The sequence below is a fragment of the Pseudomonas sp. BYT-1 genome (genome assembly GCF_023611805.1).
Lineage (GTDB): Bacteria > Pseudomonadota > Gammaproteobacteria > Pseudomonadales > Pseudomonadaceae > Aquipseudomonas > Aquipseudomonas guariconensis.
Genome location: NZ_CP072559.1, coordinates 43,017 through 68,621 on the forward strand (window position 1 = coordinate 43,017; position 25,605 = coordinate 68,621).

At 55.5% G+C, this 25,605-nt stretch carries 21 protein-coding genes; 10 read left to right on the forward strand and 11 right to left on the reverse strand.

The features are described from left to right. Nucleotides 1-112 precede the first annotated feature (112 nt). Nucleotides 113-463 (forward strand): DUF3147 family protein, encoded by a 351-nt coding sequence (locus J5X93_RS00215; RefSeq protein ID WP_011953105.1) that lies wholly within the window; start codon nt 113-115, stop codon nt 461-463. 32 nt (nt 464-495) lie between these two features. Here the strand turns inward: J5X93_RS00215 and J5X93_RS00220 are convergent, their stop codons facing one another. Beyond that, complete coding sequence (locus J5X93_RS00220; RefSeq protein ID WP_010951440.1) at nt 496-822, reverse strand: DUF2790 domain-containing protein; 327 nt, start codon at nt 820-822, stop codon at nt 496-498. A gap of 689 nt (nt 823-1,511) precedes the next feature. Between J5X93_RS00220 and J5X93_RS00225 the strand changes: the two genes are divergently transcribed. Then, entirely contained in the window at nt 1,512-2,186 is a 675-nt protein-coding gene (locus tag J5X93_RS00225) for a heavy metal response regulator transcription factor (RefSeq protein ID WP_003253457.1), read from the forward strand. Beyond that, a complete protein-coding gene (locus J5X93_RS00230) occupies nt 2,183-3,601 on the forward strand; it encodes a heavy metal sensor histidine kinase (protein WP_010951441.1) in 1,419 nt (472 codons plus the stop codon). Before J5X93_RS00225 ends, J5X93_RS00230 begins: the two co-directional genes overlap by 4 nt. 57 nt (nt 3,602-3,658) lie before the next feature. Here the strand turns inward: J5X93_RS00230 and J5X93_RS00235 are convergent, their stop codons facing one another. Further along, nucleotides 3,659-4,246, reverse strand: coding sequence for a hypothetical protein (locus J5X93_RS00235; RefSeq protein WP_010951442.1), 588 nt, complete (start codon nt 4,244-4,246; stop codon nt 3,659-3,661). A gap of 266 nt (nt 4,247-4,512) precedes the next feature. Here J5X93_RS00235 and J5X93_RS00240 point away from each other — a divergent pair, with 266 nt between their 5' ends. Next, on the forward strand, nt 4,513-4,734 hold the full coding sequence (locus J5X93_RS00240) for a hypothetical protein (protein ID WP_010951443.1): 222 nt from the start codon (nt 4,513-4,515) through the stop codon (nt 4,732-4,734). Nucleotides 4,735-4,816: 82 nt separating this feature from the next. Here the strand turns inward: J5X93_RS00240 and J5X93_RS00245 are convergent, their stop codons facing one another. The 3 genes from J5X93_RS00245 to J5X93_RS00255 are packed head-to-tail and all read right to left on the reverse strand — an operon-like array spanning nt 4,817 to nt 7,633. Beyond that, nucleotides 4,817-6,271 carry a phospholipid carrier-dependent glycosyltransferase gene (locus J5X93_RS00245; RefSeq protein ID WP_010951444.1) on the reverse strand — a complete coding sequence of 485 codons (1,455 nt, stop codon included), beginning with the start codon at nt 6,269-6,271 and terminating at the stop codon, nt 4,817-4,819. After that, a complete protein-coding gene (locus tag J5X93_RS00250; RefSeq protein ID WP_010951445.1) occupies nt 6,265-7,248 on the reverse strand; it encodes a glycosyltransferase family 2 protein in 984 nt (327 codons plus the stop codon). Before J5X93_RS00250 ends, J5X93_RS00245 begins: the two co-directional genes overlap by 7 nt. Then, nucleotides 7,214-7,633 carry a GtrA family protein gene (locus tag J5X93_RS00255; RefSeq protein ID WP_010951446.1) on the reverse strand — a complete coding sequence of 140 codons (420 nt, stop codon included), beginning with the start codon at nt 7,631-7,633 and terminating at the stop codon, nt 7,214-7,216. The genes J5X93_RS00250 and J5X93_RS00255 overlap by 35 nt, the downstream gene beginning before the upstream one ends. A gap of 257 nt (nt 7,634-7,890) precedes the next feature. On the opposite strand from J5X93_RS00255, the gene J5X93_RS00260 reads away from it, so the two are divergent. The 4 genes from J5X93_RS00260 (at nt 7,891) to J5X93_RS00275 (ending at nt 12,053) form a co-directional block, all read left to right on the forward strand. Continuing rightward, nucleotides 7,891-8,859: a LysR substrate-binding domain-containing protein gene (locus tag J5X93_RS00260; RefSeq protein WP_010951447.1), complete on the forward strand. Its 969-nt coding sequence runs from the start codon at nt 7,891-7,893 to the stop codon at nt 8,857-8,859. A 210-nt stretch (nt 8,860-9,069) separates the two neighbouring features. Next, nucleotides 9,070-10,377 (forward strand): OprO/OprP family phosphate-selective porin, encoded by a 1,308-nt coding sequence (locus J5X93_RS00265; protein WP_009395904.1) that lies wholly within the window; start codon nt 9,070-9,072, stop codon nt 10,375-10,377. A 298-nt stretch (nt 10,378-10,675) separates the two neighbouring features. Next, entirely contained in the window at nt 10,676-11,701 is a 1,026-nt protein-coding gene (locus J5X93_RS00270) for a hypothetical protein (protein WP_011953109.1), read from the forward strand. Nucleotides 11,702-11,828: 127 nt separating this feature from the next. Then, nucleotides 11,829-12,053 carry a hypothetical protein gene (locus tag J5X93_RS00275; protein WP_010951451.1) on the forward strand — a complete coding sequence of 75 codons (225 nt, stop codon included), beginning with the start codon at nt 11,829-11,831 and terminating at the stop codon, nt 12,051-12,053. 92 nt (nt 12,054-12,145) lie between these two features. Here J5X93_RS00275 and J5X93_RS00280 read toward each other — a convergent pair whose 3' ends face one another. The 5 genes from J5X93_RS00280 to J5X93_RS00300 all read right to left on the reverse strand — a co-directional run bounded on the left by J5X93_RS00280 (nt 12,146) and on the right by J5X93_RS00300 (nt 20,608). Further along, nucleotides 12,146-14,143, reverse strand: coding sequence for a heavy metal translocating P-type ATPase (locus J5X93_RS00280; protein WP_010951452.1), 1,998 nt, complete (start codon nt 14,141-14,143; stop codon nt 12,146-12,148). Between the two features lie 202 nt (nt 14,144-14,345). Next, nucleotides 14,346-14,669, reverse strand: coding sequence for a DUF2790 domain-containing protein (locus J5X93_RS00285; protein ID WP_003253432.1), 324 nt, complete (start codon nt 14,667-14,669; stop codon nt 14,346-14,348). Between the two features lie 162 nt (nt 14,670-14,831). Beyond that, entirely contained in the window at nt 14,832-17,993 is a 3,162-nt protein-coding gene (locus J5X93_RS00290; protein ID WP_010951454.1) for a CusA/CzcA family heavy metal efflux RND transporter, read from the reverse strand. Nucleotides 17,994-18,017: 24 nt separating this feature from the next. Next, nucleotides 18,018-19,268: an efflux RND transporter periplasmic adaptor subunit gene (locus tag J5X93_RS00295; protein ID WP_010951455.1), complete on the reverse strand. Its 1,251-nt coding sequence runs from the start codon at nt 19,266-19,268 to the stop codon at nt 18,018-18,020. 68 nt (nt 19,269-19,336) lie between these two features. After that, nucleotides 19,337-20,608, reverse strand: coding sequence for a TolC family protein (locus tag J5X93_RS00300; protein WP_010951456.1), 1,272 nt, complete (start codon nt 20,606-20,608; stop codon nt 19,337-19,339). 403 nt (nt 20,609-21,011) lie between these two features. Here J5X93_RS00300 and J5X93_RS00305 point away from each other — a divergent pair, with 403 nt between their 5' ends. Further along, nucleotides 21,012-22,355 carry an OprD family porin gene (locus J5X93_RS00305; protein WP_250034248.1) on the forward strand — a complete coding sequence of 448 codons (1,344 nt, stop codon included), beginning with the start codon at nt 21,012-21,014 and terminating at the stop codon, nt 22,353-22,355. A gap of 244 nt (nt 22,356-22,599) precedes the next feature. Continuing rightward, nucleotides 22,600-23,901 (forward strand): ISL3-like element IS1411 family transposase, encoded by a 1,302-nt coding sequence (locus J5X93_RS00310; protein ID WP_011920678.1) that lies wholly within the window; start codon nt 22,600-22,602, stop codon nt 23,899-23,901. Between the two features lie 380 nt (nt 23,902-24,281). Here J5X93_RS00310 and J5X93_RS00315 read toward each other — a convergent pair whose 3' ends face one another. Further along, nucleotides 24,282-25,583, reverse strand: coding sequence for an ISL3-like element IS1411 family transposase (locus J5X93_RS00315; protein ID WP_011920678.1), 1,302 nt, complete (start codon nt 25,581-25,583; stop codon nt 24,282-24,284). Between the last annotated feature and the right edge of the window lie 22 nt (nt 25,584-25,605).

Here is a 25,605-nt window from a genome sequence, read left to right on the forward strand (position 1 = left end):
GTGATGTTGCAAAAAAAATGCGGTGAGGGATGCCGTAAACGGCAGGAGCGCTTCAAGGGGGTTGGTGAATGGCTTCGCCTGCCCTCGTCAACAACCTCCAGAAGGCTCAGCGATGGCCTGGATCATCACGAAGTACCTACTCACTGCCGGTATAGTGATTCTCGTGTCAGAGCTGGCGAAACGCAGCGACAAGCTGGGCGGCTTGGTCGCCGCCCTACCCTTGGTCACGGTCGTGACGTTGGTCTGGCTCTATTTAGAGAACCAGAGCATGGAGAAGATCTCCAACCATGCTTGGTACACGTTCTGGTACGTGCTTCCGACCCTGCCGATGTTTATTGCTTTTCCATTGCTGCTACCTAAGCTCGGCTTTTGGCCGACACTGATCAGCAGCATCCTCATCACAATGGCCAGCTTCGGAGGCTTCGCCATACTGCTGCGCCGGTTCGGCATTGAGCTTCTATGATCCGGTGGCCGCAGGGATCATCTTGATGAGTCTTAACGGCTATTAACACACTCGCCCTTCACCAGGTAGCGAACCATGTGCAGTTCGCCTTTCGAGTCTTCGTAGGTCATCATGCTTCTTACATTACCGCAGTACCGCACATTGGGTGATACATACACCAACTTACCAACGTCCAGGTCCATGCCATAGGCGTAGTCTTCTAGTTGAGGCATGGGCTTTTTTACGCGTTGAGCATAATCCGCTGTAGCCTCTCTAGCAGTACGCTCGATGTGTTTATTGATCTCCATACCGCTTTGGGCATTGGCTGTTAGTGATGTAAAGAGCATAAACACGGCGATCGCTGATACAGTAGTGTTCATAAGAAGTCCCTTAATAAAAAAGCGCCCGTAGGGGGGCGCTAAAATTCACCTACCAAAGGAGCGTATGGTTTACAGGTGAATGCACTGGCGCGAACAACTGCTCGGTGCTCTTGCCAAGCTGCTTTGAAATGAGACAATTTCCAAAGCAGCGATGCCTCTTCCGCTGCCCTTAAACTAGCAAAGGAGGCTAACACCAAGATGATCGTGCAATTACAATTTGGACATGTAATAGATTGTAAGATAATTATTCGAGAGAATATCGAGCCGCCACGTGAACTAATTTGCAGAAAGGCGCTGCGGTTTGCGGCCGTGCATGGGGTCTGCCTGCGTGGCGCCCTCGATCCAAGGCCAGTACCAGTCCTTGCAAGCTAACGACCGAAATGCTGCCTGTCCTGGCCGATTCCACCTGCCAGGCGAATCTGTCATACACCGCCGCAGGCCCCAGAATCCGCTATGCTTAGGGGTGGAGCCTGCATGACTGTCAGAAATCTTGCGGCTACATTACAAATTTGTAGGATTTCGCCGCGGCCAGCTTCTTCGCGTTAAGATTCAAGCGTCCTCAGGTGACCCGGCGTATGGACAGAGGTAGCGACTACCACATGCCATACCCTCAGCCAAACTTTCGAACAGCCTGCAACCATAATCTTGGCGGATTAGGCCAACTCCTTCCTCACACCTTGAGATAAGTTATGCGCGTTCTAGTTGTGGAAGACGAAATTAAAACTGCCGAATATCTTCAGCAGGGCCTATCCGAAAGCGGGTATGTCGTAGATATCGTGCACAACGGTGTAGATGCTCTGCACTTGTTCAACACTAATGTCTATTCGTTGGTCCTCCTGGACGTGAACCTCCCGGGTATCGACGGCTGGGACCTGCTGGAAACCATCCGTAAGACCAGCCGGGTCCGCATCATCATGCTGACCGCCCGCGGACGCATCAATGACAAGCTCAAGGGCTTGGACGGCGGCGCGGATGACTACCTTGTGAAGCCATTCGAATTCCCTGAGCTGCTTGCTCGCATCCGTTCGCTGCAACGCCGTGGTGATGAGTTAGTCGAGAAGAGCTCGCTGAAAATTGCCGATCTGGAACTCGACTCCGTCCGCCATCGCGTCTTCCGCGGTGGCACACGCATCGATCTCACCACCAAGGAATTTGCGCTTCTGCACCTGCTCATGAGCCGAACGGGCGAAGCGCTGACTCGCTCTCAGATCATCTCGTTGGTCTGGGATATGAATTTCGATTGCGACACCAATGTCATCGATGTAGCCATCCGGCGCTTGCGCTCGAAGATCGATGACCCGTTTGAAACCAAGCTCATTCACACGCTTCGTGGCGTTGGGTACGTTTTTGAGGAACGCGCATGAGGCCATTCAGCCTGGCTGCAAAGCTGGGGTTAAAAGTTGGGTTGATGAGCGCAGCGTTGCTGCTTCTGTTCGCCACCTTTGGCTATCTGATGGTAGGCAAGGCTCTGGAAAGAAATGCCAGAGCAGACCTGGAAGTAAAGATGGCGGGGATGGCTCACAACCTGTCCACCATCCCGGACATCTCCGGCGTCAACGCGGATGCGCATCAGCTTGTCGATTTGGTCATGGGCCACAACAACCTGTATGTGAGCATATTCGATACCTCACAGAATCAGACTCCCCTGCTCTCGATTGGCTCGAAACAGGTCAATCTGGAGGTGCACAAGTTTCAGCCGGCGGCCCAGCCCAAAGAGCACGAATGGCGTGATACGCAGGACCGTCCTCTGCTGAGTGCTTCTCGAATCATGCGTTTGGGCGATGGAACAGAGGTCAGCGTCTATATGACCATGGACCAGTCATCCAGTGAGGCGCTGCTCGATGCGTTGCTGACCTGGGCCTTGATGATGTCCCCCGTCATCCTCGCACTGATCTTGGCCATTGGCTGGTGGACTGTGCGCAGAGGCCTGCTACCACTGACCAAGTTCCTCAAGATCGCCTCGAAAATCTCAACCGAGAGCCTCGACCATCGCCTTCCAACTGATGGGATGCCGGCAGAACTCAAAATGCTCGCCGACGGCATCAACATCATGCTGGCTCGCCTGGATGATGGGGTTCAGCAGCTCTCGCAGTTTTCTGACGACCTTGCTCACGAACTTCGAGCACCGCTTTCCAACCTGATGGGCAAGGCCCAGGTTGCCTTGACCAGAGAACGATCGCTTTCCGAGTACCGGGAGGTTCTGGAGTCGTGCACAGAAGAGCTGGACCGCATGAGCCGCATGGTTTCCGACATGCTGTTCTTGGCCCAGGTCAGTCATCCAGCATCAATGGTGGAGTTCGAATCCGTCTCCTTGGTCGACGAGGTTCAGCGAGTGTGCGATCTCTTCAGCATTTCAGCAGAAGAAGGCGAGATTCAGCTGCAGATCTCCGGCAGTGATGACGTGGTGCGCGGGAATCGCCTGATGGTTCAACGTGCCGTCTCGAATCTGGTCTCGAACGCGATCCGTTACTGCCCTCGCGGCCGCACGGTCTACGTTAAGGTGCAGCATAGTGCGAGCGGTACGACGTTGAGTGTCGGCAACCCCGGCCGTGGTATTGCCAAGGAACACCACGCGCACTTGTTTGAGCGGTTCTACCGTGTGGACAAGAGCCGAGCACGGAGCGAAGGCGGTACCGGTCTTGGCTTGGCCATTGTGCAGTCGATCATGAGTCTGCACCAGGGATCGGCGAGCGTGGAGGTGACCGAAGAAAACTTCACCTGGTTCCACCTTCACTTTCCGGAAGCCCAGCAAATGCAGCCGGCAATGACCGCCGCTTAAATTGCGCAGACACGATTAGGCCCGTCAATCGACGGGCCTTTTGTTTGCCTCAATGCATCAGTGCCGAAGGACCACAGGGTCCATGGGCGACCGCAGAATCACCGACTTAATAATCTTCTGTTCGTCAGGATTGGCGTTTTTCCACAGGTGTGAGAAGTACTGAGCATTCACTTTCTCTTGAGCACTTACGCTGCCGGCGGCATCGATCAGGCGCATGGTCGAGTAGACACAGATCAGCGCCAGAATGAAGAACGCCGTGGCGACCACCATCACATAACGCTTGGCCAGCACCGGTGCCCGCTTGAGCTCCTGGATAGAGGCGTCCGCCGCCTTTGTCGCTGCTGTAAGCTCCGAGATCAGTGGCTGGATGGCGGTGTCGACTCCGCGGCATGCAGCTGAATACGCTGATGCAGCGGCGCGCAAGGCAACCTCCTCCGCGTTCGACCAAGCCTTCTCCGCCTTTCGCACCTCCTCCTGAATCTGCCGGCCGACAGCGTCCACCTGCTCCACCAGTTCGTTCGACCTCTCCAAAACAGCGCTGGAGGTGCGCGTCTGCGAGGTCAGCTCATCGAGCTGGACAGTGAGTTTTTCAGTGCAGCGGCGAAAGTCACCGATAGCAACTGCCCAGGGCTCTATGTCATTCATGGCTATCTCCTAGGGCGGCCAACAACGCCGCGCTGAATTAACGCGCTAGATATCAAAATTGTAATTTAAGAGAAAATTCGAAGTCGCCCTCGACAGTGCCGAGATAGACATGATCCTTCCAGATTTGAAGATTTAACGCATCCTATCTGCAGCCAAAATTACGGAATTGTAATTATTGACTCACCTTGTCGTTAGCTTCGCGTTCCTAAACTACAAACCAACAAAGGCCGCTAATCAGGTTGGCCTAGTATGAGCCGAGGTTCACAATGAAATTTGTCAAATCTATCGCTATTGGCAGCCTGCTGCTGGGTCTCATGGGTACCGCTTACGCTGAAGGCGGCTTCGAGCGAACGAAACAGTTCAACGAGAACTTCCGAACCGAACAGGCTCGCCTATGGAGCGATGACTCTTCGGACCAGAACAAACAACAAGTCGCTCAAGAGCAAAAGAAAGAAAGCAAGGATGGTAAGGAACAAGCCGACAATTAATCGGCGGTTAAATAGGACTTCAAATGACGAAAGAAATCGACAAAAAAGCCAGGGTAAAACCTGGCTTTTTTGTGCTTGGAATTTAGCCTTCGTTCTTGCGAGGCGTTTCCGCATTGCTTTCTCCGGCCAGACCCTCGGCACCTTGTGCGGGGCGTTTCCAATGGCACAGCAGGAGCTGGCTGGCGTTCGCTTCGGTGATCGATGTGCAAGCTAGATCAGCGGGCAGACCATCCTTGCTGTCTCGCAAGCGCCTGGACAGATAGAACGAGCCATCCCGCGGCCACTTGGCAGGATCCTTGATGTTCTCGGACTTCCCGCTGCTGTAAAACTCCGACGAGTATGAGCGGCGGCCAGGATAGATCAGGGGAGCGGAATGAGCAGACTGCACATTGAGCCAGGCTTGAACCACATCCCGCTGATTCTGAGGGCGCTCCTCTAGTACCCCGGCGTAGATGATGCCCGCACCGATGATTGGCAACACCAATGCGCTCGCAGCGGCAGCCCAGGTGGTCTTCGGGCCAACTTCGCTGACCCGTGCAGACAGCAGCAATGCCCACGCTGGCAGCGCGGGTAGCAGGTAGGTCCACAGAATGTTGCCTGCAAATGTGAAGAAGACCGGTGTCGCCAAGGCCCACAGCCAGAGGTAGGCTTTGAAGCGCTGCATCGATCCACGCTTGCGGATCAACAGTGGTAGAAACAAGGCCCATGGCAGTAGCGACAATCCGAGCTGGATCCAGATGCTGCCGTACGGCTTGGCATGAGCACTACCATAGAGGTCCCCTGCCCAGTTACTGACGACGTAGCGGCTCCAGTGCTCACCAACGAAGAAGTACTCCATGAAGCCGGGCGTTTTCATCTCGGCCGCGACATACCATGGCACGGATATACCGAACATAAGTACAAGGCCGCTAATCCAGGGAAGCCTCAGTACCCGTCCCCATTCCTTGTAGATAACGAACCAGGCGAATGCCGGCGCCCCCATAAGCACCAGGGTCAGCGGCCCTTTGGCAAGCAAGCCCAGCCCGAGACCTGCGAACATCAGGTAGGCATCCGCCTTGCTGGCGCACTTCATCCAACGCCAGAAACCGTAGCTGGCCAGCAGAATCGAGAACGACAAAACAGGGTCAGTCAGCACAACACCGCTGGAGACCAGGCCAAGTGTGGTGCTGGAAAAAATAATGGCAGCCCAGATGCCGGCGTTACGAGAAATCTGCTGCGTGCCGAGTTTGATGATGATGAAACAGCTTGCCAGGTGGAGTAGCCACGCTGGGAAGCGCGCAGCGAACTCGTTAACGCCGAAGACCGTCATGCTCGCGGCCTGGGTCCAGAAGGACAACGGAGGCTTGCCCCAGAACGGTACCCCGTAGTCGAACATGGGCGTGATCCAGTCATTCAACTCGACCATCTTGCGAGCCATTTCAGCGTAACGGGCCTCAGATGTGTCCATCAGCGGGTAGATGCCCAGCCCCACCAAACGCAATAGCAAAATCGAACCCAGGACCCACCACAGCGTCCTCTCGTTCTTCAGGTTCAGCATTTCTTACCCTCGATCGAAGCCATCGAAGGGTGGAGTGACACGGGATCTGCCTTGTTGCTGTGCTTCAGGAAATAGAGAGGCCGGCGCTTCACTTCCGCGAGTGTCACGCCCAGGTACTCCCCCACCATGGCGACACCGACGCACATGAATGAAGCCATTCCGACGATCAGGTGATGGATGTCGAAACTGCCTGCCACAAGCGACGCAAGCATGTAGCAGATGCTGGAGACGAAAAGACCGAAACTGATGAGGCTGAAAATGCGCAGTGGTTTGCGAGAGAAGCTGACGATGCTCTCGATGGCCAGATTGAACAGGCCAGCTGCATTCCATTTGGTGCTCCCGGCATGGCGAACAGTGCGATTGTAGGGCAGTTCGATGGTACGAAAGCCTACCCAGCCGATCATGCCTTTGAGAATCCTGGAGCGTTCATCCAGGGCCCGCAGGGCTGCCAGCGGCGCAGGCCCAATCAATCGGAAATCGCTGACATCGGCCGGCATGTCCACCTTCTCCACCAGGCGCTGCATGACCCAGTAGTAAGCCCGGGCACTCATGCGCTTGAACCACGAATCACCGATTCTCAGGTTGCGCTGCATGTTCACCACGTCGTAGCCGCGTTGCCAGTAGTCCACCATGGCCGCGATGAGCTCTGGTGGATCCTGCAGGTCGACATCAATGAAGATCAGCGCACTGCCACGGGCATGGTCTATCCCGGCGCTCAGTGCAGCCTCTTTGCCGAAGTTGCGACTCAGGGACAGGCAACGTACAGATGACCCATCCTGATAGTGGCGAAGAATGTCGGCCGTCCGGTCATTACTGCCGTCGTCGACATAGAGGATTTCGCAGGAGACGGGTAAGCGCTTCACCACGCGGGTGATTCGCTGGTGGAACTCGGGGATGGTTTCCTCTTCCTGGAAGCAAGGGACCACGATGGTTAACAAGGGATCAGGGCGCTCGGGAAAGCGATGTAATGTCTGCATGATTGAATGTCCAAAAACGATGTGCAATGAATCCAAGTGCAGTGAGGCTTAAGGTCACTACGACTTGGGAGATGAGCGGTGACAGATTCGACTTGATGAGGAACCACATACCCACGCCATTGCCGAAGTTTGTGGTTAACGCGACCAGTGCAAACCTGACAGGCTGAAACTTACGAGAGCCATCTGCCACAAAACAGAGCGCCCTATTTCCAATGAAGCTCGCGATTGCGCCAACCATGCCGCCACAGATACTGGCCAGTAACGGAGTAACGAATTCTGTCGTAACCAGCAATAGGAACACCGCATAATGGACTCCCGTTGCTATGAAGCCGATCCCCAGATAACGAATCAGTAAGGTAGTAAGAGGTGGGGTTTGATTTTCCATGCCCAAAGCCTATGGAGGCAAAGGTGAAAAAATAGTGAACTAAATGTAAATGCGTAATTAGCCGAATCTATATATGGTAAGTAATAAGTCGGCGCACTAGGCTAGCACGCTACAATATCAGAGGGATTGCCTGAAAATTACGCTTTCGAAATAAAAGCCTTCCGATAACGCATGCATGACCCGTGGATTACAATGTTGACAAGATAAGGAAACACCGGGTGGCATTGAGATAGATTCCCCGAATTAAGGGGGACCTAATGGTTACACAAAATGAAACATATACAAGCACCGTTGTTCCTTACAGCCCTGACATATTGGATGATTTGCCAATTGATGATCAGCTGGCCGTAGAGTTTTTCGCAACAGCACGTTGTGCCAGTTTCAAACAGGCTGCCCGAGGGCTCAATGTGCCAGTGGTAGGCCTGCGGAAACGCTTGGAGAAACTGGAAGAGCACATTGGTGCTCCCGTGTTTGTCTACAAACACAACAAGCTTGCCCTGACCCGCACAGGCGAGAGGGTCAGCCATTACCTGTGCCAGCTCTTCGGCCCAGACGGCCTTGGCAAGTCCGGTGAAAAGGAAGTCCCCAGGCTTACCATCGCGATCACAGAGCCAGTGCTGAACGACATCGTAAACCGCGATCTAGTCGCCTACGTGCGTGATCATGCCGAAATGCAGCTGGAAATCCATTCAGAATGCACAACGCAGATGCTTTCTGAGTGTGAAGTCGATGTGGGTATCGCTTTGGTGAGCCCAGATGATAAAGGCGCGCTTGATCGCCATCCTACGTATAGGTTTGAACGGCTTGGCCGGATTGGGCACGCCCTGTTCATTTCCAGCCGCTATTCAAGAAGCGTCACCCTTCCAGTGGAGAGCTTGGATTTGCACAACTTCATGCTCGTTGTCCCTTGGGATGAAGAGATCTTGGCGGGCTCACGAAAGTGGGCATCGATAATGGCTGAGCATCAGGGCGGTACCACTCGGGTCAAGAGCTACAACCTATCACGAGGCCTTGTCGTTGGCGGTGCGTGTATTGGAGTGCTGCCCGACTACAGCCGAAAACTGGAGAGAAATATCCTACCCGTGCCGGGTTTCCTGGACGACCTGGAGGAGAAAGATGTCTATCTTGTTATCAAAACGAAGCTTGTCCGCAATCCGCAGGTTTTGGAAATTCGAAGATTGATCAAGAAGAGCTTCTTTGATAAGAAGGACTGGCTTGTTCGGTAACAGTTTTGTTAGGTTTGAAACTCCTCCGTTAACACTACAGAAACACAACTGTCATATTCGCTTGCAACCTAGTCAGAGTGCTTAGAACAAAGGCATCTTGTTACAGCAGGTGACAACCGTGGCCTGCTCCCATCTGCAAGATAAATTTAGGCCGGCGCAGGGCGAAATATAACGTCGGTAGCTAAGCACTTAACATACGAGAGGCAAGCAATGATCCGTTCTTCGAACATGCGGGAAAAGCTGTTGGCTGCCGCAATAATAGGCACATTTTCCTCGCAAGCATTCTCCGGAACAGTAACCACTGACGGAGCTGACATCGTTCTGAAGACCAAGGGCGGTCTTGAAGTATCGACTTCTGACAAGGAATTCAGTTTCAAACTGGGCGGCCGAGTTCAGGCCGACTACGGCCGTTTCGATGGTGTCTTCACCAAGAATGGCGATACCGCTGACGCAGGCTACTTCCGTCGCGCCTACCTTGAGCTCGGTGGCGTGCTGTACCGCGACTGGAAGTATCAGCTCAACTACGACCTTTCCCGCAACACGGGCAACGACTCCGACGGCTACTTCGACGAAGCCAGCCTGACCTACACGGGTTTCAAGCCGGTGCAACTGCGCTTTGGCCGTTTCTACACCGACTTCGGTCTTGAGAAAGCCACCAGTTCGAAGTGGACCACCGCCATGGAGCGGAACCTCTCGTACGACCTGGCGGACTGGATCAACGACAACGCCGGCATGGGTGTTCAAGCCACCAGCACCATCGCTGACATGGCTTATGTTTCCGGTAGCGTTTTCAGCGAAACCAATAACAACTCGGATGGCGACAGCACCAAGCGCTACAACGTACGTGGCGTGTTCGCACCGCTGCACAGTGATGGCAACGTCCTGCACGTCGGTGCTCAGTACGCTTACCGCGACCTCAAAAACAGTGCGGTCGATACCCGGATTCGTTCGCGTCTGGGCGTCCGCGGTGTAGATACCAATGGCGGCGGCGATGCCGGCACCAACGGCAACCGCATGCTGTTTGGCGGTGCTGCTGCACAAGATGGCCTGTGGAAGGACGACTCGGTCTGGGGTCTCGAAGGTGCCTGGGCCACCGGCCCGTTCTCGGTTCAAGCGGAATACCTTCGCCGCAAGCTGAAAGCTGACCAGGCCAACAACGACATGAAGGCCTCCGGTTACTACGCCCAGATGGCTTACACCCTGACCGGCGAGCCGCGTATCTACAAGCTCGATGGTGCCAAGTTCGACACTATCAAACCAGAGAACAAGGAACTGGGGGCCTGGGAAGTCTTCTACCGCTTTGACGATATCAAGGTCGAAGACGGCAACCTGGTCACCGCGGCGGACCAATCGAACGAGCGCAAGGCCAAGAGCCACACGGTGGGTGTGAACTGGTACGTCAACGAGGCGGTGAAAGTCAGTGCCAACTACATCAACGTGCGCACCGACAACAACGAGAACACCGTGGGCGACGACAGCGGCAATGCCATCGTGACCCGCCTGCAATACGTCTTCTGATCCCTCTCATCAGTCTGACGTGAGAAAGCCGGAAGCGCTCAACGTGCTTCCGGCTTTCCTGTTTCTGGAGGTGATCAAGCATGGAGCGCCCTCCTCCTACCTGCTTTCGCTTACCGATGACCGCTCTTGCCAAAGCTCGGCGAATCTGATGTGATTGCCGCGTCGGGCTTTGCATGGTGGCCGTGCAAGCAAATCAAACCTGACTCCTATTCATGATTGAACCTGATTCGACGTCCAGCTTCGCGTCTAACGGCCCTACAAGCGCAGCTACCCCAACGTCGCTCATTAGGGGATAGTCATGTCTGCAAAAAAGCTGCTTCAACCTCTCGCTGCTCAGCTGCACGCCTCGTTCTCGGCTTCTGGCCGCCCGTACTCTCATCTGCACCTCCACCAGCTGTTCCACGCGGCCATCGGCTCCGTTGCACCGCAAGTTGCCATCCAAGACAAGCTGCCAATTCAGGTCTGTCGTGACAACGAGACACGGCAGTACAACCTCTACGCGGCGGTCGAGCGGGCGAAAACGTGCTTAGGATTGACCGATCTTCAAGCAGTCGGTGTGGCTGAAGAAGTCATTGAGGTGCTACGAACTGCGGGAATCGGCGTGAACCAGGTTCGCCTGCTCCTTGACCCCTCCTTCAGCTCGAAGACTCGCAAAAAGGCCTTCAAGGCTCTCTGCAAGAACCTGGATCTGAACGAGCTAGGCGATCGCTTCGTCCCCAAGACTGCCACGTTGGCCATCGCTGCTGGTATTGCGCCGCCTCCCAAAATGTCGTGGAAGGATCGCTTCGCCCTGGCTGCAAATTCCCCCATGCGGGGGCCAAGCGAGCTCATCAGCATGGTCAACCGGGATGAGTGTTATCTGTGGGTATTCCCACCGACTGACCATCATGCGACGGCTCCAGCGACGCATGACCGTTTCTTTGGTGAAAAGACCCACCCGAGCGCAGAAATGGGCATGGGGTTCAGCATCATCGATTCCGGCTGGACCCGCCCCAAGTACCCGCTATCCAGGCAGTCACAAGAGACCTTCATCCAGTATTCGCTTTCTGCGCCGATGTGGTCCTGGCGCGCACAAAGTGACACCTGGCGCCTGGGAAACATCCTGCGTTCAAGAATCCTTGACGGGGCTCCTTGGCATAACGAGCCTCTGAGTGACGTGCTTCCGAGCGGCCTTAAATCCCTGCCCCGGATCTATGGGTGCGAAACCTGCCGAACGCTGTTCATTGAGAATCACAGCGACTACCCGGATGTACCCACTCAGTGCCAATGCGGTGAGGCGAGCAGCACGGGTGACCAAAACGAGTCATCTGCTCTCAATAGCTGATTTTCCTTACGGTGGCGGGCTGAGCCCCCCGTTAGGGATTGGCTATGGGAGCGGGATTCGCTCACCCCAAACCTGAAGGCGCCGCCACCTAACCGAGCGATATGAGCTGAATGCTCGCGGAGTAGATATGCAAAAGAGTAAAAACAAACAGGACACCCTGGCGGCGATCAATGCGCTTGTCGAGATTGCGTATGATCAGGGATTTGCGGACGGACACGGAGTCGGCAATCAAGTCGGTTTCGTAGCCGGTGTCATGAGCCTCAAAGCTGCATTGGCCTGCGGCTTACGGCATGGCTCACCTGAGTGCGGAAAGGCCCTTGAAAGCCTCAAGCGCATCGGGATCGACGAGTGAGAGAAAAGTACGGGTCGTGCGCTGATCGCGCACGACCCGTACTTCTACTTCAGGTCATTTCCCTGCTTAGCTTCATGATTGAAGCTCAGGGATCAGGTGCTTCTGCGGTAGGCCAACAGGCGCAAGGCGTTGAAGACGACCAACAGTGTGGAGCCCTCATGGATCGCAACAGCGGCACCAATGCTCAAGCCCATGATGGTGGACGGAACCAGGATGGCCACAATCCCCAAGCTGACGAACAGATTCTGGTGGATGATCGATCGCGTGTGACGGCTCAGCCCCACCGCAAATGGGAGTTGCCTGATGTCGTCAGCCATAAGCGCGATATCAGCCGTTTCCAGGGCAACATCAGATCCAGCAGCCCCCATTGCGATACCAACGCTCGAACTGGCCATGGCAGGGGCATCATTGACGCCGTCACCCACCATGGCCACCTTGGCGCTAAGGCGCAGGTTTTTGATGGCCTTGACCTTGTCTTCCGGCATCAGGTCTCCCCACGCTTCATCTAAGCCAACTTGTTTGGCTACAGCCTCTGCAACGCGGTTGTGGTCTCCAGAAATCATGACCATGCGTTCGATGCCCATCTCTCTAAGCTTCTGGAGTGCCTCTTTGGCCCCCTCCCGGGGTGTGTCCAATAGCCCGATAGCGCCCAGATCCTTGTCAGCACGCCGTACCACCATGGTGGTACGGCCTGACTGACGTAGACGCTCCGCAGCCTCCAGGGCTGCCTTGCTGAGTGCGGGAATACCATTGGTACCGAACATCTCGACCTTGCCAATCCAGACGAACTGCCCATCAAGCTCAGCACGCACGCCGCGGCCAATCATGTTGCTCATGTTCTTGGCTTGGAATCGGCGCCGTGTGCCAATCATCTCTTCACCGTCACGCACAATTGCCGCAGCCAGCGGATGGTCGCTCATCGACTCCACAGCGATGGCGACGTTTAGCAGATCCTCGATCTGCGTGCCGCCTATGGGTATTACATCGGTGATACGTGGGCGCCCTTCGGTCAGGGTACCGGTCTTGTCGAATGCCATGGCATTCAATGATCCAAGCTCTTCAAGTGGCGCACCGCCCTTGATCAGCACGCCACCTCGGGCTGCCCTGGCGATGCCAGAGAGAATGGCGCTTGGTGTAGCGATCGCGAGCGCGCAGGGGCTGGCTGCAACCAGTACGGCCATCGCCCGGTAGAACGAGTCACGGAACGGCTCGTCAAGGAAAATGCCGGCAAATAGCAGCCCGACTACCAGCAGTAAAACCAACGGGACGAATATGCGTTGGAAGCGGTCCGTGAATCGCTGGGTCGGTGACTTCCTGACTTCGGCTTCACTGACCATCTTGATGACCCGCGCCAAGGTACTCTCCGTAGAGCGCCGTGTTACCTCAACCTCGATGAGCGTTTCGCCATTGATGGTACCGGCGAAGACTTTCGAGGCTGCATCCACTGCATCTGGCTTGCTGCGTGCGAGTTCGGCATCAGGAACAGGTTGCTTGTCCACGGGGACGCTCTCACCGGTTACTGGCGCCTGGTTGATACTTGAGGAGCCTACGACTACAAAACCATCGGCCGGCAGGCGGTCATTGGGGCGCACGATGACAACGTCACCGGGAACCAGCAGCTCCACGGGCATCTCCACCGTGCCATTTGCTCTGCGTACGATCGCGGTGGCTGGTGCGAGCTTGGACAGTGCCTCAATCGCTTTCTTGGCCCGCCCCATCGCGTAGCTTTCAAGGGAATGCCCCAGACTGAACAGGAACAGCAGCAGAGCCCCCTCCGCCCAGGCGCCGATGCTCGCGGCACCGACTGCGGCGAGAAGCATCAGCGAGTCGATCTCGAAGCGTTTCTGACGGATGTTGGTAACCGCTTCCTTAGTGGTGAACCATCCACCGAACACGTAGGCCGACACGTACAGAATCAGAGGCAGACGATCAATCAGGCCAAGTTTTCCTGCGAGAGCTCCGGCACCCAGGAGAGCACCACAGATCAGCGCGAAAATCAGCTCTGTGTTCATTCCAAAAATGCCGCCATGCTCATGGCTATGACCTTCATGCCCGGCTTGGTCATCAGGGCGTTCAAGCAAACTCTTCATAACTCGTCCCTTCTGGGGTCAAGGCTTCCAATTGCCCTCTGCAGTTGGGGAGCCGTCTCTGTTGGTTGGCTAAGATCTATTGCACGGTTTGCCCGAGCCCAGGCGTTAACATTTCGAAGCTATGGGGTATCGGGCGTAATAAAAAATGCCAGGCACTGCCTGGCATTTATGAATTCTCTAATTGTTCTGTTCAAATCGTTTACTACTTGTTGTTGATGCATTGCGAATACATCGAGTAACGAACAGTCTTGAGCGTGCCCTGGGAGTCCTCGAAGGTCATCAACCGTGGATAGACCTGGCAGGTACGGGGGTCCTGCGACTGACGTACGAATTTCGCAACGTCTATCTTCATGCCATATTTGTAATCCTGAATCTCTGGCATTGGCTTGCCATTTTTCTCCGCGTACTTGGCCACTGCGGTCTGGTGTTCCTTGGTGTATTGAAGCTGCTTGCTCTCGGAGAAAGTGTTGGCCTGCGAAGCCACCGAGAAAACAACAAGTGCAGCAGCGATAATTAGCTTTTTCATAAAACCCTCTCAATTTCAAAACTTCTCGGGCGTAACCTTAGCAATGCATAGGCATCACCGGCATGACGAGAAACTTACAATTTTGAAAGGTAAGTGCATCTACTTCACTTTAAACAAAAAAGCCCACAACACGTGTTGTGGGCTTCTCTTTAGCGGAGGCTGTTAGCTAACCACTTCGGCCTCGTCGCCGTCTTCATCCTTGCGGTGTGCCCAGTGATACAGGGCAGGCAGTACCAGCAAGGTCAGTGCGGTGGAGGACAGGATCCCGCCAATCACCACCGTCGCCAATGGCCGCTGAACTTCGGCACCGGTGCCGGTGGCCAAAGCCATCGGGATGAAGCCCAGGGACGCTACCAAGGCTGTCATCAGAACAGGTCGCAGACGGGTCAATGCACCTTCATCGACTGCCTGTCTGAGCGTTCGTCCCTCCTCCCTTAGCCCGCGGATGAAGGCAATCATCACCAGGCCGTTCAGTACTGCAACGCCGGACAGTGCAATGAAGCCGACACCTGCCGAGATCGACAGTGGGATGTCCCGCAGCCACAACGCCACAACACCACCGGTGAGTGCGAATGGAATACCGGTGAAGACCAGCATGCCGTCCTTCAGGTTGTTGAACATCAGGAACAACAAGGTCATGACCAGCAGCAAGGCGACTGGAACAACGATCTGCAGGCGTTTGGCAGCCGACTGCAGCTGCTCGAACTGGCCCCCCCAAGTCGTCCAGTAGCCCGCAGGGATTTGCACCTTCTTGTCCAGCGATGCGGTCGCCTCCTCAACGAAGGACCCCAGATCGCGGCCTCGAACGTTGGCGCTGACGATAACCAGACGTTTGCCGTTCTCGCGGCTGATTTGGTTCGGGCCCAGTTGCAGGTCCAGATTGGCGACCTGGGACAGCGGGATGAAGCCGATCTGATTGGCACCCTGTGCCGCATTGGCAGGTACCGGGATCAGCAAGCTGGACATACCCGCTACGTCGGTGCGAACGGTCTCTGGTAGGCGTACTACCATGTCGAACCGACGGTCGCCCTCATACAGCGTGCCGGCCTGACGGCCACCCACGGCGATAGCGATCGAGTTCTGAACATCCGCGATGTTCAGGCCGTAGCGTGCTGCTTTTTCGCGGTCAATGTTGATGGTCAGCACCGGCAGGCCGGATGTCTGCTCAACTTTCACTTCCGATGAGCCCGGGACCGCTTTGAGCGCTGCCGCGATCTTGTTGGCGGTGTTGTTGAGCACGTCCATGTCATCGCCGAAGACTTTCACAGCGACGTCACTACGCACGCCCGAAATCAGCTCGTTGAAACGCAGTTGGATTGGCTGCGACAACTCGTAGTTGCTTCCTGGAACACCCGCTGCGGCCTTCTGCACTTCAGCAATCAGCTCATCACGAGGCTTCTTCGGGTTAGGCCACTGATCCTGAGGCTTGAGCATGATGTAGGCGTCAGAGGCGTTCGGCGGCATCGGGTCAGATGCAATTTCTGCGGTACCCGAGCGTGCGAACATCCGCTCAACTTCAGGCACCTGCGCAATCACCGCTTTCTCCAGACGCTGCTGCATCTCGACAGATTGAGTGAGGCTCGTTCCAGGCACACGCATGGCCTGCATCGCAAAGTCACCCTCACTGAGGCTTGGGATGAACTCGCTACCCATACGACTTGCCAGCAAACCACTGAGCACGACCAAGGCTACTGCGGCCGAGAAAGCGATGTTCCGATGTCCCAGCACCCATTGCAGAACCGGTTCATAGCGCAGTCGAGCTGTGCGCATGACCACGCCTTCCTCTTCCTTCACCTTGCCAGTGACGAACATGGCAATAGCTGCAGGAACAAAGGTAACGGACAGGACCATTGCACCCAGCAGCGCCATCACAACGGTGAAGGCCATCGGGTGGAACATTTTGCCTTCGACGCCGGTGAGGGCGAAGATCGGCAGGTACACCACCATGATGATCAGCTGACCGAAGATCAGCGGCCGGCGAGCTTCTCGCGCCGCGGCAAAGACCTCGTGGAAGCGTTCGGTTTTGGTGAGCATGCGGCCATGCTTATGTTGCGCATGAGCCAGTCGACGGATCGCGTTTTCTACAATAACCACGGCACCGTCGACGATGATGCCGAAGTCGAGTGCCCCCAAACTCATTAAGTTGGCACTGACCTTGTTGTTGAACATGCCTGTGAAGGTGAACAGCATGGACAGCGGAATCACCATCGCGGTGATCAGAGCCGCACGGATGTTGCCGAGGAACAGGAACAGAATGGCGATAACCAGGATCGCGCCTTCCACCAGGTTCTTCTTCACCGTCGCGATGGCTTTTTCAACCAGGTTGGTACGGTCGTAAACAGTCACAGCCACCACGCCCTTTGGCAGGGTGCGGTTGATGTCCGCCAATTTGGCGGCGACAGCTTGAGATACGGTGCGGCTGTTTTCACCAATCAGCATGAACACGGTACCGAGCACGACTTCGCGGCCGTTCTCAGTAGCAGCACCTGTACGGAGCTCTTTACCGATGCTGACGTCAGCAACGCTGCTGATGCGAATCGGTGCACCATCCACACTGGTGATCACGATGTTGGCGATGTCTTCGATATTGCCTACCTGACCCGGTGCACGGATGAGCAACTGTTCACCATTACGCTCGATGTAGCCGGCACCGACGTTGGCGTTGTTACTTTCCAACGCTGCGACCAGGTCATTGAGTGTCAGCTTGTAGGTAGCCAGGCGCTTTGGATCCGGCGCAACCAGGAACTGCTTGGCATAACCGCCGATGGTATTGATCTCGGCCACACCCGGGACGTTACGCAGCTGAGGCTTGATGATCCAGTCCTGGATCACGCGCAGGTCGGTCGGGGTGTACGGCGTACCGTCCTCTTTGACCGCGCCATCTTCGGCTTCAACAGTCCACAGGAAGATCTCGCCGAGGCCGGTAGATACCGGACCCATGACGGCCTCTACACCTTCTGGCAGCTGTTCCTTCGCAACCTGCAGCCGCTCGTTGATCAACTGGCGGGCAAAGAAGATGTCAGTGCCATCCTTGAAGATCACGGTGACCTGAGACAGGCCAGAGCGAGACAGGGAACGGGTCTGCTGAAGGCCCGGGAGACCGGCCATGGCCGTTTCAACTGGAAACGTGATCCGTTGTTCGGTTTCCAAGGGCGAGTAACCAGGCGCTGCAGTGTTGATCTGCACCTGGACGTTGGTGATATCGGGTACCGCATCGATGGGCAGCTTTTGATAGCTGTAGATACCGATACCCGCCATGATCAGAACGGCGATCATTACTACGATGCGCTGCTCGATGGCGAATCTGATGATACGTTCAAACATGAGAAATCATCCTGTCAGTTCGCATCAGTGACCGTGTTCGGCAGAAGCTTTGCCGAGCTCGGACTTGAGTGTGAAGCTGCCACTGGTTGCTACCTGGGCGCCGGCTTCAATACCGTCGATGATTTCCACGTACCCATTGTCGCGGCGACCCAGTTTTACCGGGCGGGTGTCAAAGCCATCTGGGGTGCGTACGAATACCGAAGGTTTGTCTTCAACGGTCTGCACAGCGTGCTCAGGGACCGCTACGGCAACTCGATCGGTCTGGGAGGTGACCGCAATGTTTACGAACAGGCCTGGACGCCAGGCGCCGTTGGGGTTGGTCAAGGTGACGCGGACAGTAGCTGCACGGTTTTGCTCGCCCAGCAGGCTGCCGACATAACCCACCTTCCCTTCGACCTCGACGTTCATGTCAGGCGAAGAGACTTTCACTGCACGGCCAGTCGTGACCTTGCCCAGATCTGTCGGCGGAACTGCGAAGGTCGCCCAGACCTGATTCAGGTCGGAAAGGATGAAGGCGTTGGTCGCCTCGCTGACGACTTCGCCGACGGTCAGGTGTTTCTCCACTACCACGGCGTCGAAGGGAGCGCGGAGCTCGTAACGATTACCGCCAACGGAGTTAACCGAGGCACCGATTGCGCCGACCTTCTGCTTGGCGTTGGCCAAGGAGATCTCCGCTTCTTGCAGCGCTTGGCGTGCTTGGAGGTAGTCTTGCTCTGCAGAGATCTTGTCCTGCCACAGTTGCTTCTCACGTTCGAAGGTCACACGCGCCAGTTCGACGCGACGCTGTGCGGCCTGTTGTTCGCTGCGCAGGTCAGAGATCTGCTGGCTGGCGATTACCGCGAGGACTTGCCCTTTCTTGACCGTCTCGCCCAGGTTGGCCTGGACAGCCTCAACAACGCCAGGAACACGAGGAACCACGTGGGCAGTACGATCTTCGTCGAAGCGAATTTCGCCAGGGAAGCTCACGACGGTACCGAGGTCACGAGGCGCTGCAGCTTCCAGGGCAACACCAGCGGCCTTGATCTGTTCAGCGCTGAGCGTCAGCTTGCCCTCTTCTTCACCGCCCTCTTCGCTGTGGCCTTCTTCACCATGGCCCTCATCACCTTCCTCTTTGGCGGCAGATGCGGCTTTCTTTTCGTCGCCATGGCCATCGTTAGCGCCATGCTCGGCAGTACTGGCGGCCTGCTGTCCGGAACTGTTGTTCCAGGCAAGGCTGCCAAATCCGAGGGCTGCCACAGCGGCTACCGCGAGGGCGATCTTGCGTTTGTTATCCATTGCTACTCCTGCTGATCGTAGGCACCGGCTTGTTCAAGGCTGTGTGCCGAAGAAAATGTTTGGCCCGTTCAGCGAGTGCCGGCGGTTGAGCCGACTTCGCCATAAACCCTTTCCACCTGCGCACGCGCATTGGTCGCCGCTGCCAACGATTCGAGGTATTGGCCACGAGCGACGATCAAGGTGCGCTGGGCATCCAGCACTTCGATGAAACCGAATTTGCCCATCTCGAAGCCGCGGGTTGCGGTCTCTACGGCTTGTTGGGCTGAAGGCAGAATGGTCTTGTCGTAGGACTCGACCTCCTGCATGGCGGTGGACCATTGGTTCAACGCGGTTTGGGTTTCGGTGCGCAGGCGCAGCTCAACAGCATTGCGCTGGTCCCGGGCCTGATCTGCACGACGAGAAGCGGAAAGAATGTTGCCCTGGTTACGATCGAACAGCGGCAAAGGCATAGACAGGCCCACAGTGTTGACCCGCTCGCGCACAGAGCGGTCGTACTGGCTACCTACACTGACAGTAAGGTTCGGGATACGCTGAGCTTTCTCTGAGCCGAGCGAGGCATCGCTCTTGTCTATCTGCACCACGGCCTGACGCATTTCTGCTGTTTGGTCGAGCTTAGCCAGCAGATCTTCAGTGCGAGGTGGCAAGCCCGGGGAGAGGGTTGGCGATTCGAGTCGATCAAACACGGTGACTGAGCTCCCGGTAATTTGAGCGAGCTGTTGGTAAGCGGTCGCTTTTTCCGTTTCTGCACGTCGAACTTGCAGCTGGGCTTCGGCCAGTTGCACTTGAGCGCGGGTCGCCTCCACTGGGGACGACTTACCTGCGCGAACACGGCCATCGACGATGCGAAGACCGCGCTCAGTCAGTTCGAGAGATTGCTTGGCCAGGTCGAGACCTGTCTGGGCCCGCAACGCGGCGTAAAAGGCTTGGACGACATCTGCACGCAGGCCGTTAACGCGACGGTCTAACTCAAGCTGTGCGGCGGTCTGCCCGTATGTGGCGACGTCAACACGAGCCCCCCGCTTACCGCCCAGCTCAAGGGTCTGGCTGAGAGAGACAGTCGTCTGGCTGGTGTTACGACGGGTGTCTTCCACGTCATACGAGATTGTGGGGTTGGGGATAAGCCCGGCCTGCTTGCGAGCACCATCAGCGATCCCAATTTCTTGCCTGGCCGCGGCCAGGTCTGGGTTGGCATCCATGGCCGTCGAAAGCGCCTGGGGCAAGCTGATGCTTTGGGCAAGGGCTGCAGGCGCCATCAACCCAGAGATGACTGCACAGAGTGCAGCGATCTTCCAGGGCGAGACGGGGGTCTTGGGTAAGACATTGCGGTTATACCGGGGCACTTTGATGGTCCTCGTGCACAAACTTCGATAAAGCTTGGCGAGAACGCCGAAACAGCTGCCAAGCCCCACTTGATTAGGTGATGGCACTCTAATGAGCGGTAGCTATCAGAGGGGTGGCTAGAAAATTACAATTCCGTAAGAATGTCCTGTAATGCCCGAAAATACTGGGAAACCAAACCCGACACGATGATTTCGTTACAAGCAACGGAGATGGCAAACACGCGGTGCGAAGGCCCGAACAACAGGTAGATGACGAAATTGTAATTTTCCTATCACCCCCCCGTTATCTTCGGCCTGCAAATATGAGCTCGCGCTACGCTAGGCGCGCCGCCTGGTCAGAACAATTAACGACACCCGCGCCGGTAAACATAATAAAAACTGCCGTGAATCAAAGGAGCATCGGATGAAAATCAAAGTACCACTGTATTTGGCGGCAGTTTCTGCGCTGTCTGGAAGCTATGCTATTTCGGCACAGGCAGAAGACAAGCCAGAAGGCTTCATTGAAGGCAGCAGCCTTACAGTGCTGAACCGTAACTTCTACTTCAACCGTGATAACCGCGACAGCACTGCCCCCACTTATAACAGTGGCAAGGGCAACACCAACGGCTACTCCGAAGCCTGGGCGCACGCGATCATCAGCAAATTCAACTCTGGGTTTACCCAGGGAACCGTTGGCTTTGGCGTTGATGCCTTCGCCATGATCGGCCTCAAGCTCGACACCGGTGATGGGCGCAACGGCGGCCGTAGCTCCTTCGACGTGCTACCCGTTGATAACAAGGGCGAAGCTCGCGACGAATACACCAAGGTCGGCGGCGCAGCCAAAGTCCGCTTGTTCGATACCATCGTGAAAGTAGGTGATGTTTTCCCATCGACTCCGGTCGTTGCATCCGGCGACTCTCTCCTGCTGCCAGAAAGCTTCCGCGGCGTGACCGTTGAGAACACCAGCATCCAAGGCCTCACCCTGCAGGGTGGTCGTCTGCATGCGATGAGCCAGCCGGTCTCAAGCAACCTGAACGACAACTTCGTGACGTTCTACGGCGGCCCGGTCAACTCGCCATGGATCGGTTACGGTGGCGGTGACTACTCGATCAACGACAACTGGACTGTGAGCGTCTACGCCAGCCAGCTGAAAGACGTCTGGAATCAGTACTACGCCGGCACCAGCGTGGTTTACCCGCTGAGCGACGATCTGGCGCTGATCGGTGGCTTCAACTACTACAAAGCCGTAGATGAAGGTAAGAAGCGCCTGGGTGAATTCGACAACAACATCTGGAGTGCCAAGGTCGGCGTGCGTTACGGTGCCCATACCCTAGCCCTGTCGCACCAGCGCAACAACGGCGACGACGATTTTGACTACCTGCGTCAGTCGGGCTCGATTTTCGTCGACAACTCCATCCAGTACAGCGACTTCAACTCGCCGAAAGAGCGTTCCTGGATGCTGCGCTATGACCTGAACTTCACCAGCTACGGCATTCCAGGCCTGACGTTCATGACCCGCTACGCCAGAGGCTCGGGCGCGGATTACTCGAACGCTAACCAGTTCTACATGCGCACTGATGACAACGGCAACCCGCTCGACAATCAGAAGCGTTGGGAGCGTGACGTCGAAGTCAAATACGTTGTCCAAACCGGTCCAGCAAAAGATCTGTCCTTCCGGTTGCGCCAGGCAACCACACGTGCCACTGCATTCGAATCGGATCTGGATGAAACCCGTGTGATCATTGAGTACCCGCTTTCGATTCTGTAATTCGCTAACTGGACCAGTTATTCATTAACTGGTCCTATTAGTAAAACGAGCATTACGAATTCACCTTGAGTGGCTTAAGTGCTCCTTTGGTAAAAGGTGGATATTTGGCGCCCATTGGGCGCCTTTTTTTGCCTAAAATGGCTCTTCGCATTTAAGGGTGTAGAAAAAATCTGACCGGCTGGAAAAGGAGTCGAGGATCTTAGAAAATGTAAGCTCTCACACCAACAAAAACTAAGCCCCCGACGTGAACAATCTTACCTTTTCTAGCCCTGATCTTTCCAGCTTTTGCCAACTGAATAACCTCGGCCTGACTGCCACTGGACAACATCTTTGTGCAGAGCGCGCCGTCATCGAATGTCGTTTAACCAAAGCACCCGAGCCATGCCCCAAGTGCGGGGCTGCTGGTGTTTCACGCGGTACTGTCGATAGGCATCTTGCTCACACACCTTACGGACAACGACCAACCAGATTGCTGCTGCGTATCCGTCGCTGGCGTTGTGCTTGCGGCTGTTTCTGGCATGAAGATACAAACAGTGCAGCACCTCCACGTTCAAAGCTTTCATATGGGGCGATACGCTGGGCATTAGCTGCCATCGTGCTGGATCATCTGTCGGTATCTCGTGTTGCGAGCCAGCTTGATGTTGCATGGCACACCGCTAATAATGCCATTATCAACGAAGGACGGCGCCTGCTTTTTAATGACTCGACACGTTTTGACGGTGTGACCGTGCTGGGCGTGGATGAGCATGTTTGGCGACATACACGCTGTGGTGACAAGTACGTCACCATCGTGGTTGACCTTACGCCCGTGCGTAACAAAAACGGGCCGGCCCGCTTGCTCGATGTGCTGGAAGGCCGCTCCAAACAAGCCTTTAAGCAATGGCTACAGAGTCGCCCCAAATCGTGGCGTGACCAGATCGAAAGCATTGCCATGGACGGTTTTACGGGGTTTAAATCTGCAGCGCAAGAAGCCCTGCCTCAAGCCCAAACCGTGCTGGATCCTTTCCATGTCGTGCGCTGGGCAAGCAACATGCTGGATGAATGCCGCCGGCGTGTGCAACACGACATCCTGGGCCGCAGAGGGCGTAAAAATGACCCGCTCTACAAAAGCCGTCGAACGCTACTGACTCGGATCAGCTACCTGTCTGACGCCAACAAAAAGCAACTGTTCCAGCTGTTTGCAGATGAGCACCACCTCGAAGTGGATTGCACCTGGAGCATGTACCAACGGGTGGTCAGCGCCTACAACGAGCCGGATCGAAAACGTGGTAAAAAACTCATGGAAGAGGTCATAAATATCATTACAGCCAGCGACTTGCCCAAAGCGCTCATCGAGGTGAAAGGCTTGGGGGAAACGCTGAAAAAATACGCTGAGAGCATCCTTGCCTACTTCGACCGGCCAGGAACCAGCAACGGTCCAACAGAAGCTATCAACGGGCGACTTGAGCACTTACGAGGTACCGCCTTGGGCTTTAGAAATTTAACCAATTACATAGCCAGGTGCTTGCTGAAGTCAGGAGGGTTTAGAAATCAGCTACACCCTTAAATGCGAAGAGCCCCTAAAATTCAAGTAGGCGTTCGATTGTACGCATCGCATGCCGGTGAAGTTCATGACTACACCAATGACCAGTCTCTTCAATGTGAGCGACCTCGCCGTCATCTGAGCGGAACGAAGCCAGCACAAAGAAGAAAATAACCCAATACTTCATAAGGTCAAATCACCTGCTGGAGAGAGGGCCCGCAACTGTCAAACCCAAACCGCGACAAGATATACCGCCAGACTATCAACTGTATTACCTAGAAATTACAAATCCGTCATTTGAGCCCCGGCACGCTCATTTTGATTTACCATCCCTTTCAATAATGCCGGCGCGCGTGCGCGGTTAATTGCTCAGTGATATCGAGACAAAATCCGGCTCTTCGCATTTAAGGGTGTAGCTGATTTCTAAACCCTCCTGACTTCAGCAAGCACCTGGCTATGTAATTGGTTAAATTTCTAAAGCCCAAGGCGGTACCTCGTAAGTGCTCAAGTCGCCCGTTGATAGCTTCTGTTGGACCGTTGCTGGTTCCTGGCCGGTCGAAGTAGGCAAGGATGCTCTCAGCGTATTTTTTCAGCGTTTCCCCCAAGCCTTTCACCTCGATGAGCGCTTTGGGCAAGTCGCTGGCTGTAATGATATTTATGACCTCTTCCATGAGTTTTTTACCACGTTTTCGATCCGGCTCGTTGTAGGCGCTGACCACCCGTTGGTACATGCTCCAGGTGCAATCCACTTCGAGGTGGTGCTCATCTGCAAACAGCTGGAACAGTTGCTTTTTGTTGGCGTCAGACAGGTAGCTGATCCGAGTCAGTAGCGTTCGACGGCTTTTGTAGAGCGGGTCATTTTTACGCCCTCTGCGGCCCAGGATGTCGTGTTGCACACGCCGGCGGCATTCATCCAGCATGTTGCTTGCCCAGCGCACGACATGGAAAGGATCCAGCACGGTTTGGGCTTGAGGCAGGGCTTCTTGCGCTGCAGATTTAAACCCCGTAAAACCGTCCATGGCAATGCTTTCGATCTGGTCACGCCACGATTTGGGGCGACTCTGTAGCCATTGCTTAAAGGCTTGTTTGGAGCGGCCTTCCAGCACATCGAGCAAGCGGGCCGGCCCGTTTTTGTTACGCACGGGCGTAAGGTCAACCACGATGGTGACGTACTTGTCACCACAGCGTGTATGTCGCCAAACATGCTCATCCACGCCCAGCACGGTCACACCGTCAAAACGTGTCGAGTCATTAAAAAGCAGGCGCCGTCCTTCGTTGATAATGGCATTATTAGCGGTGTGCCATGCAACATCAAGCTGGCTCGCAACACGAGATACCGACAGATGATCCAGCACGATGGCAGCTAATGCCCAGCGTATCGCCCCATATGAAAGCTTTGAACGTGGAGGTGCTGCACTGTTTGTATCTTCATGCCAGAAACAGCCGCAAGCACAACGCCAGCGACGGATACGCAGCAGCAATCTGGTTGGTCGTTGTCCGTAAGGTGTGTGAGCAAGATGCCTATCGACAGTACCGCGTGAAACACCAGCAGCCCCGCACTTGGGGCATGGCTCGGGTGCTTTGGTTAAACGACATTCGATGACGGCGCGCTCTGCACAAAGATGTTGTCCAGTGGCAGTCAGGCCGAGGTTATTCAGTTGGCAAAAGCTGGAAAGATCAGGGCTAGAAAAGGTAAGATTGTTCACGTCGGGGGCTTAGTTTTTGTTG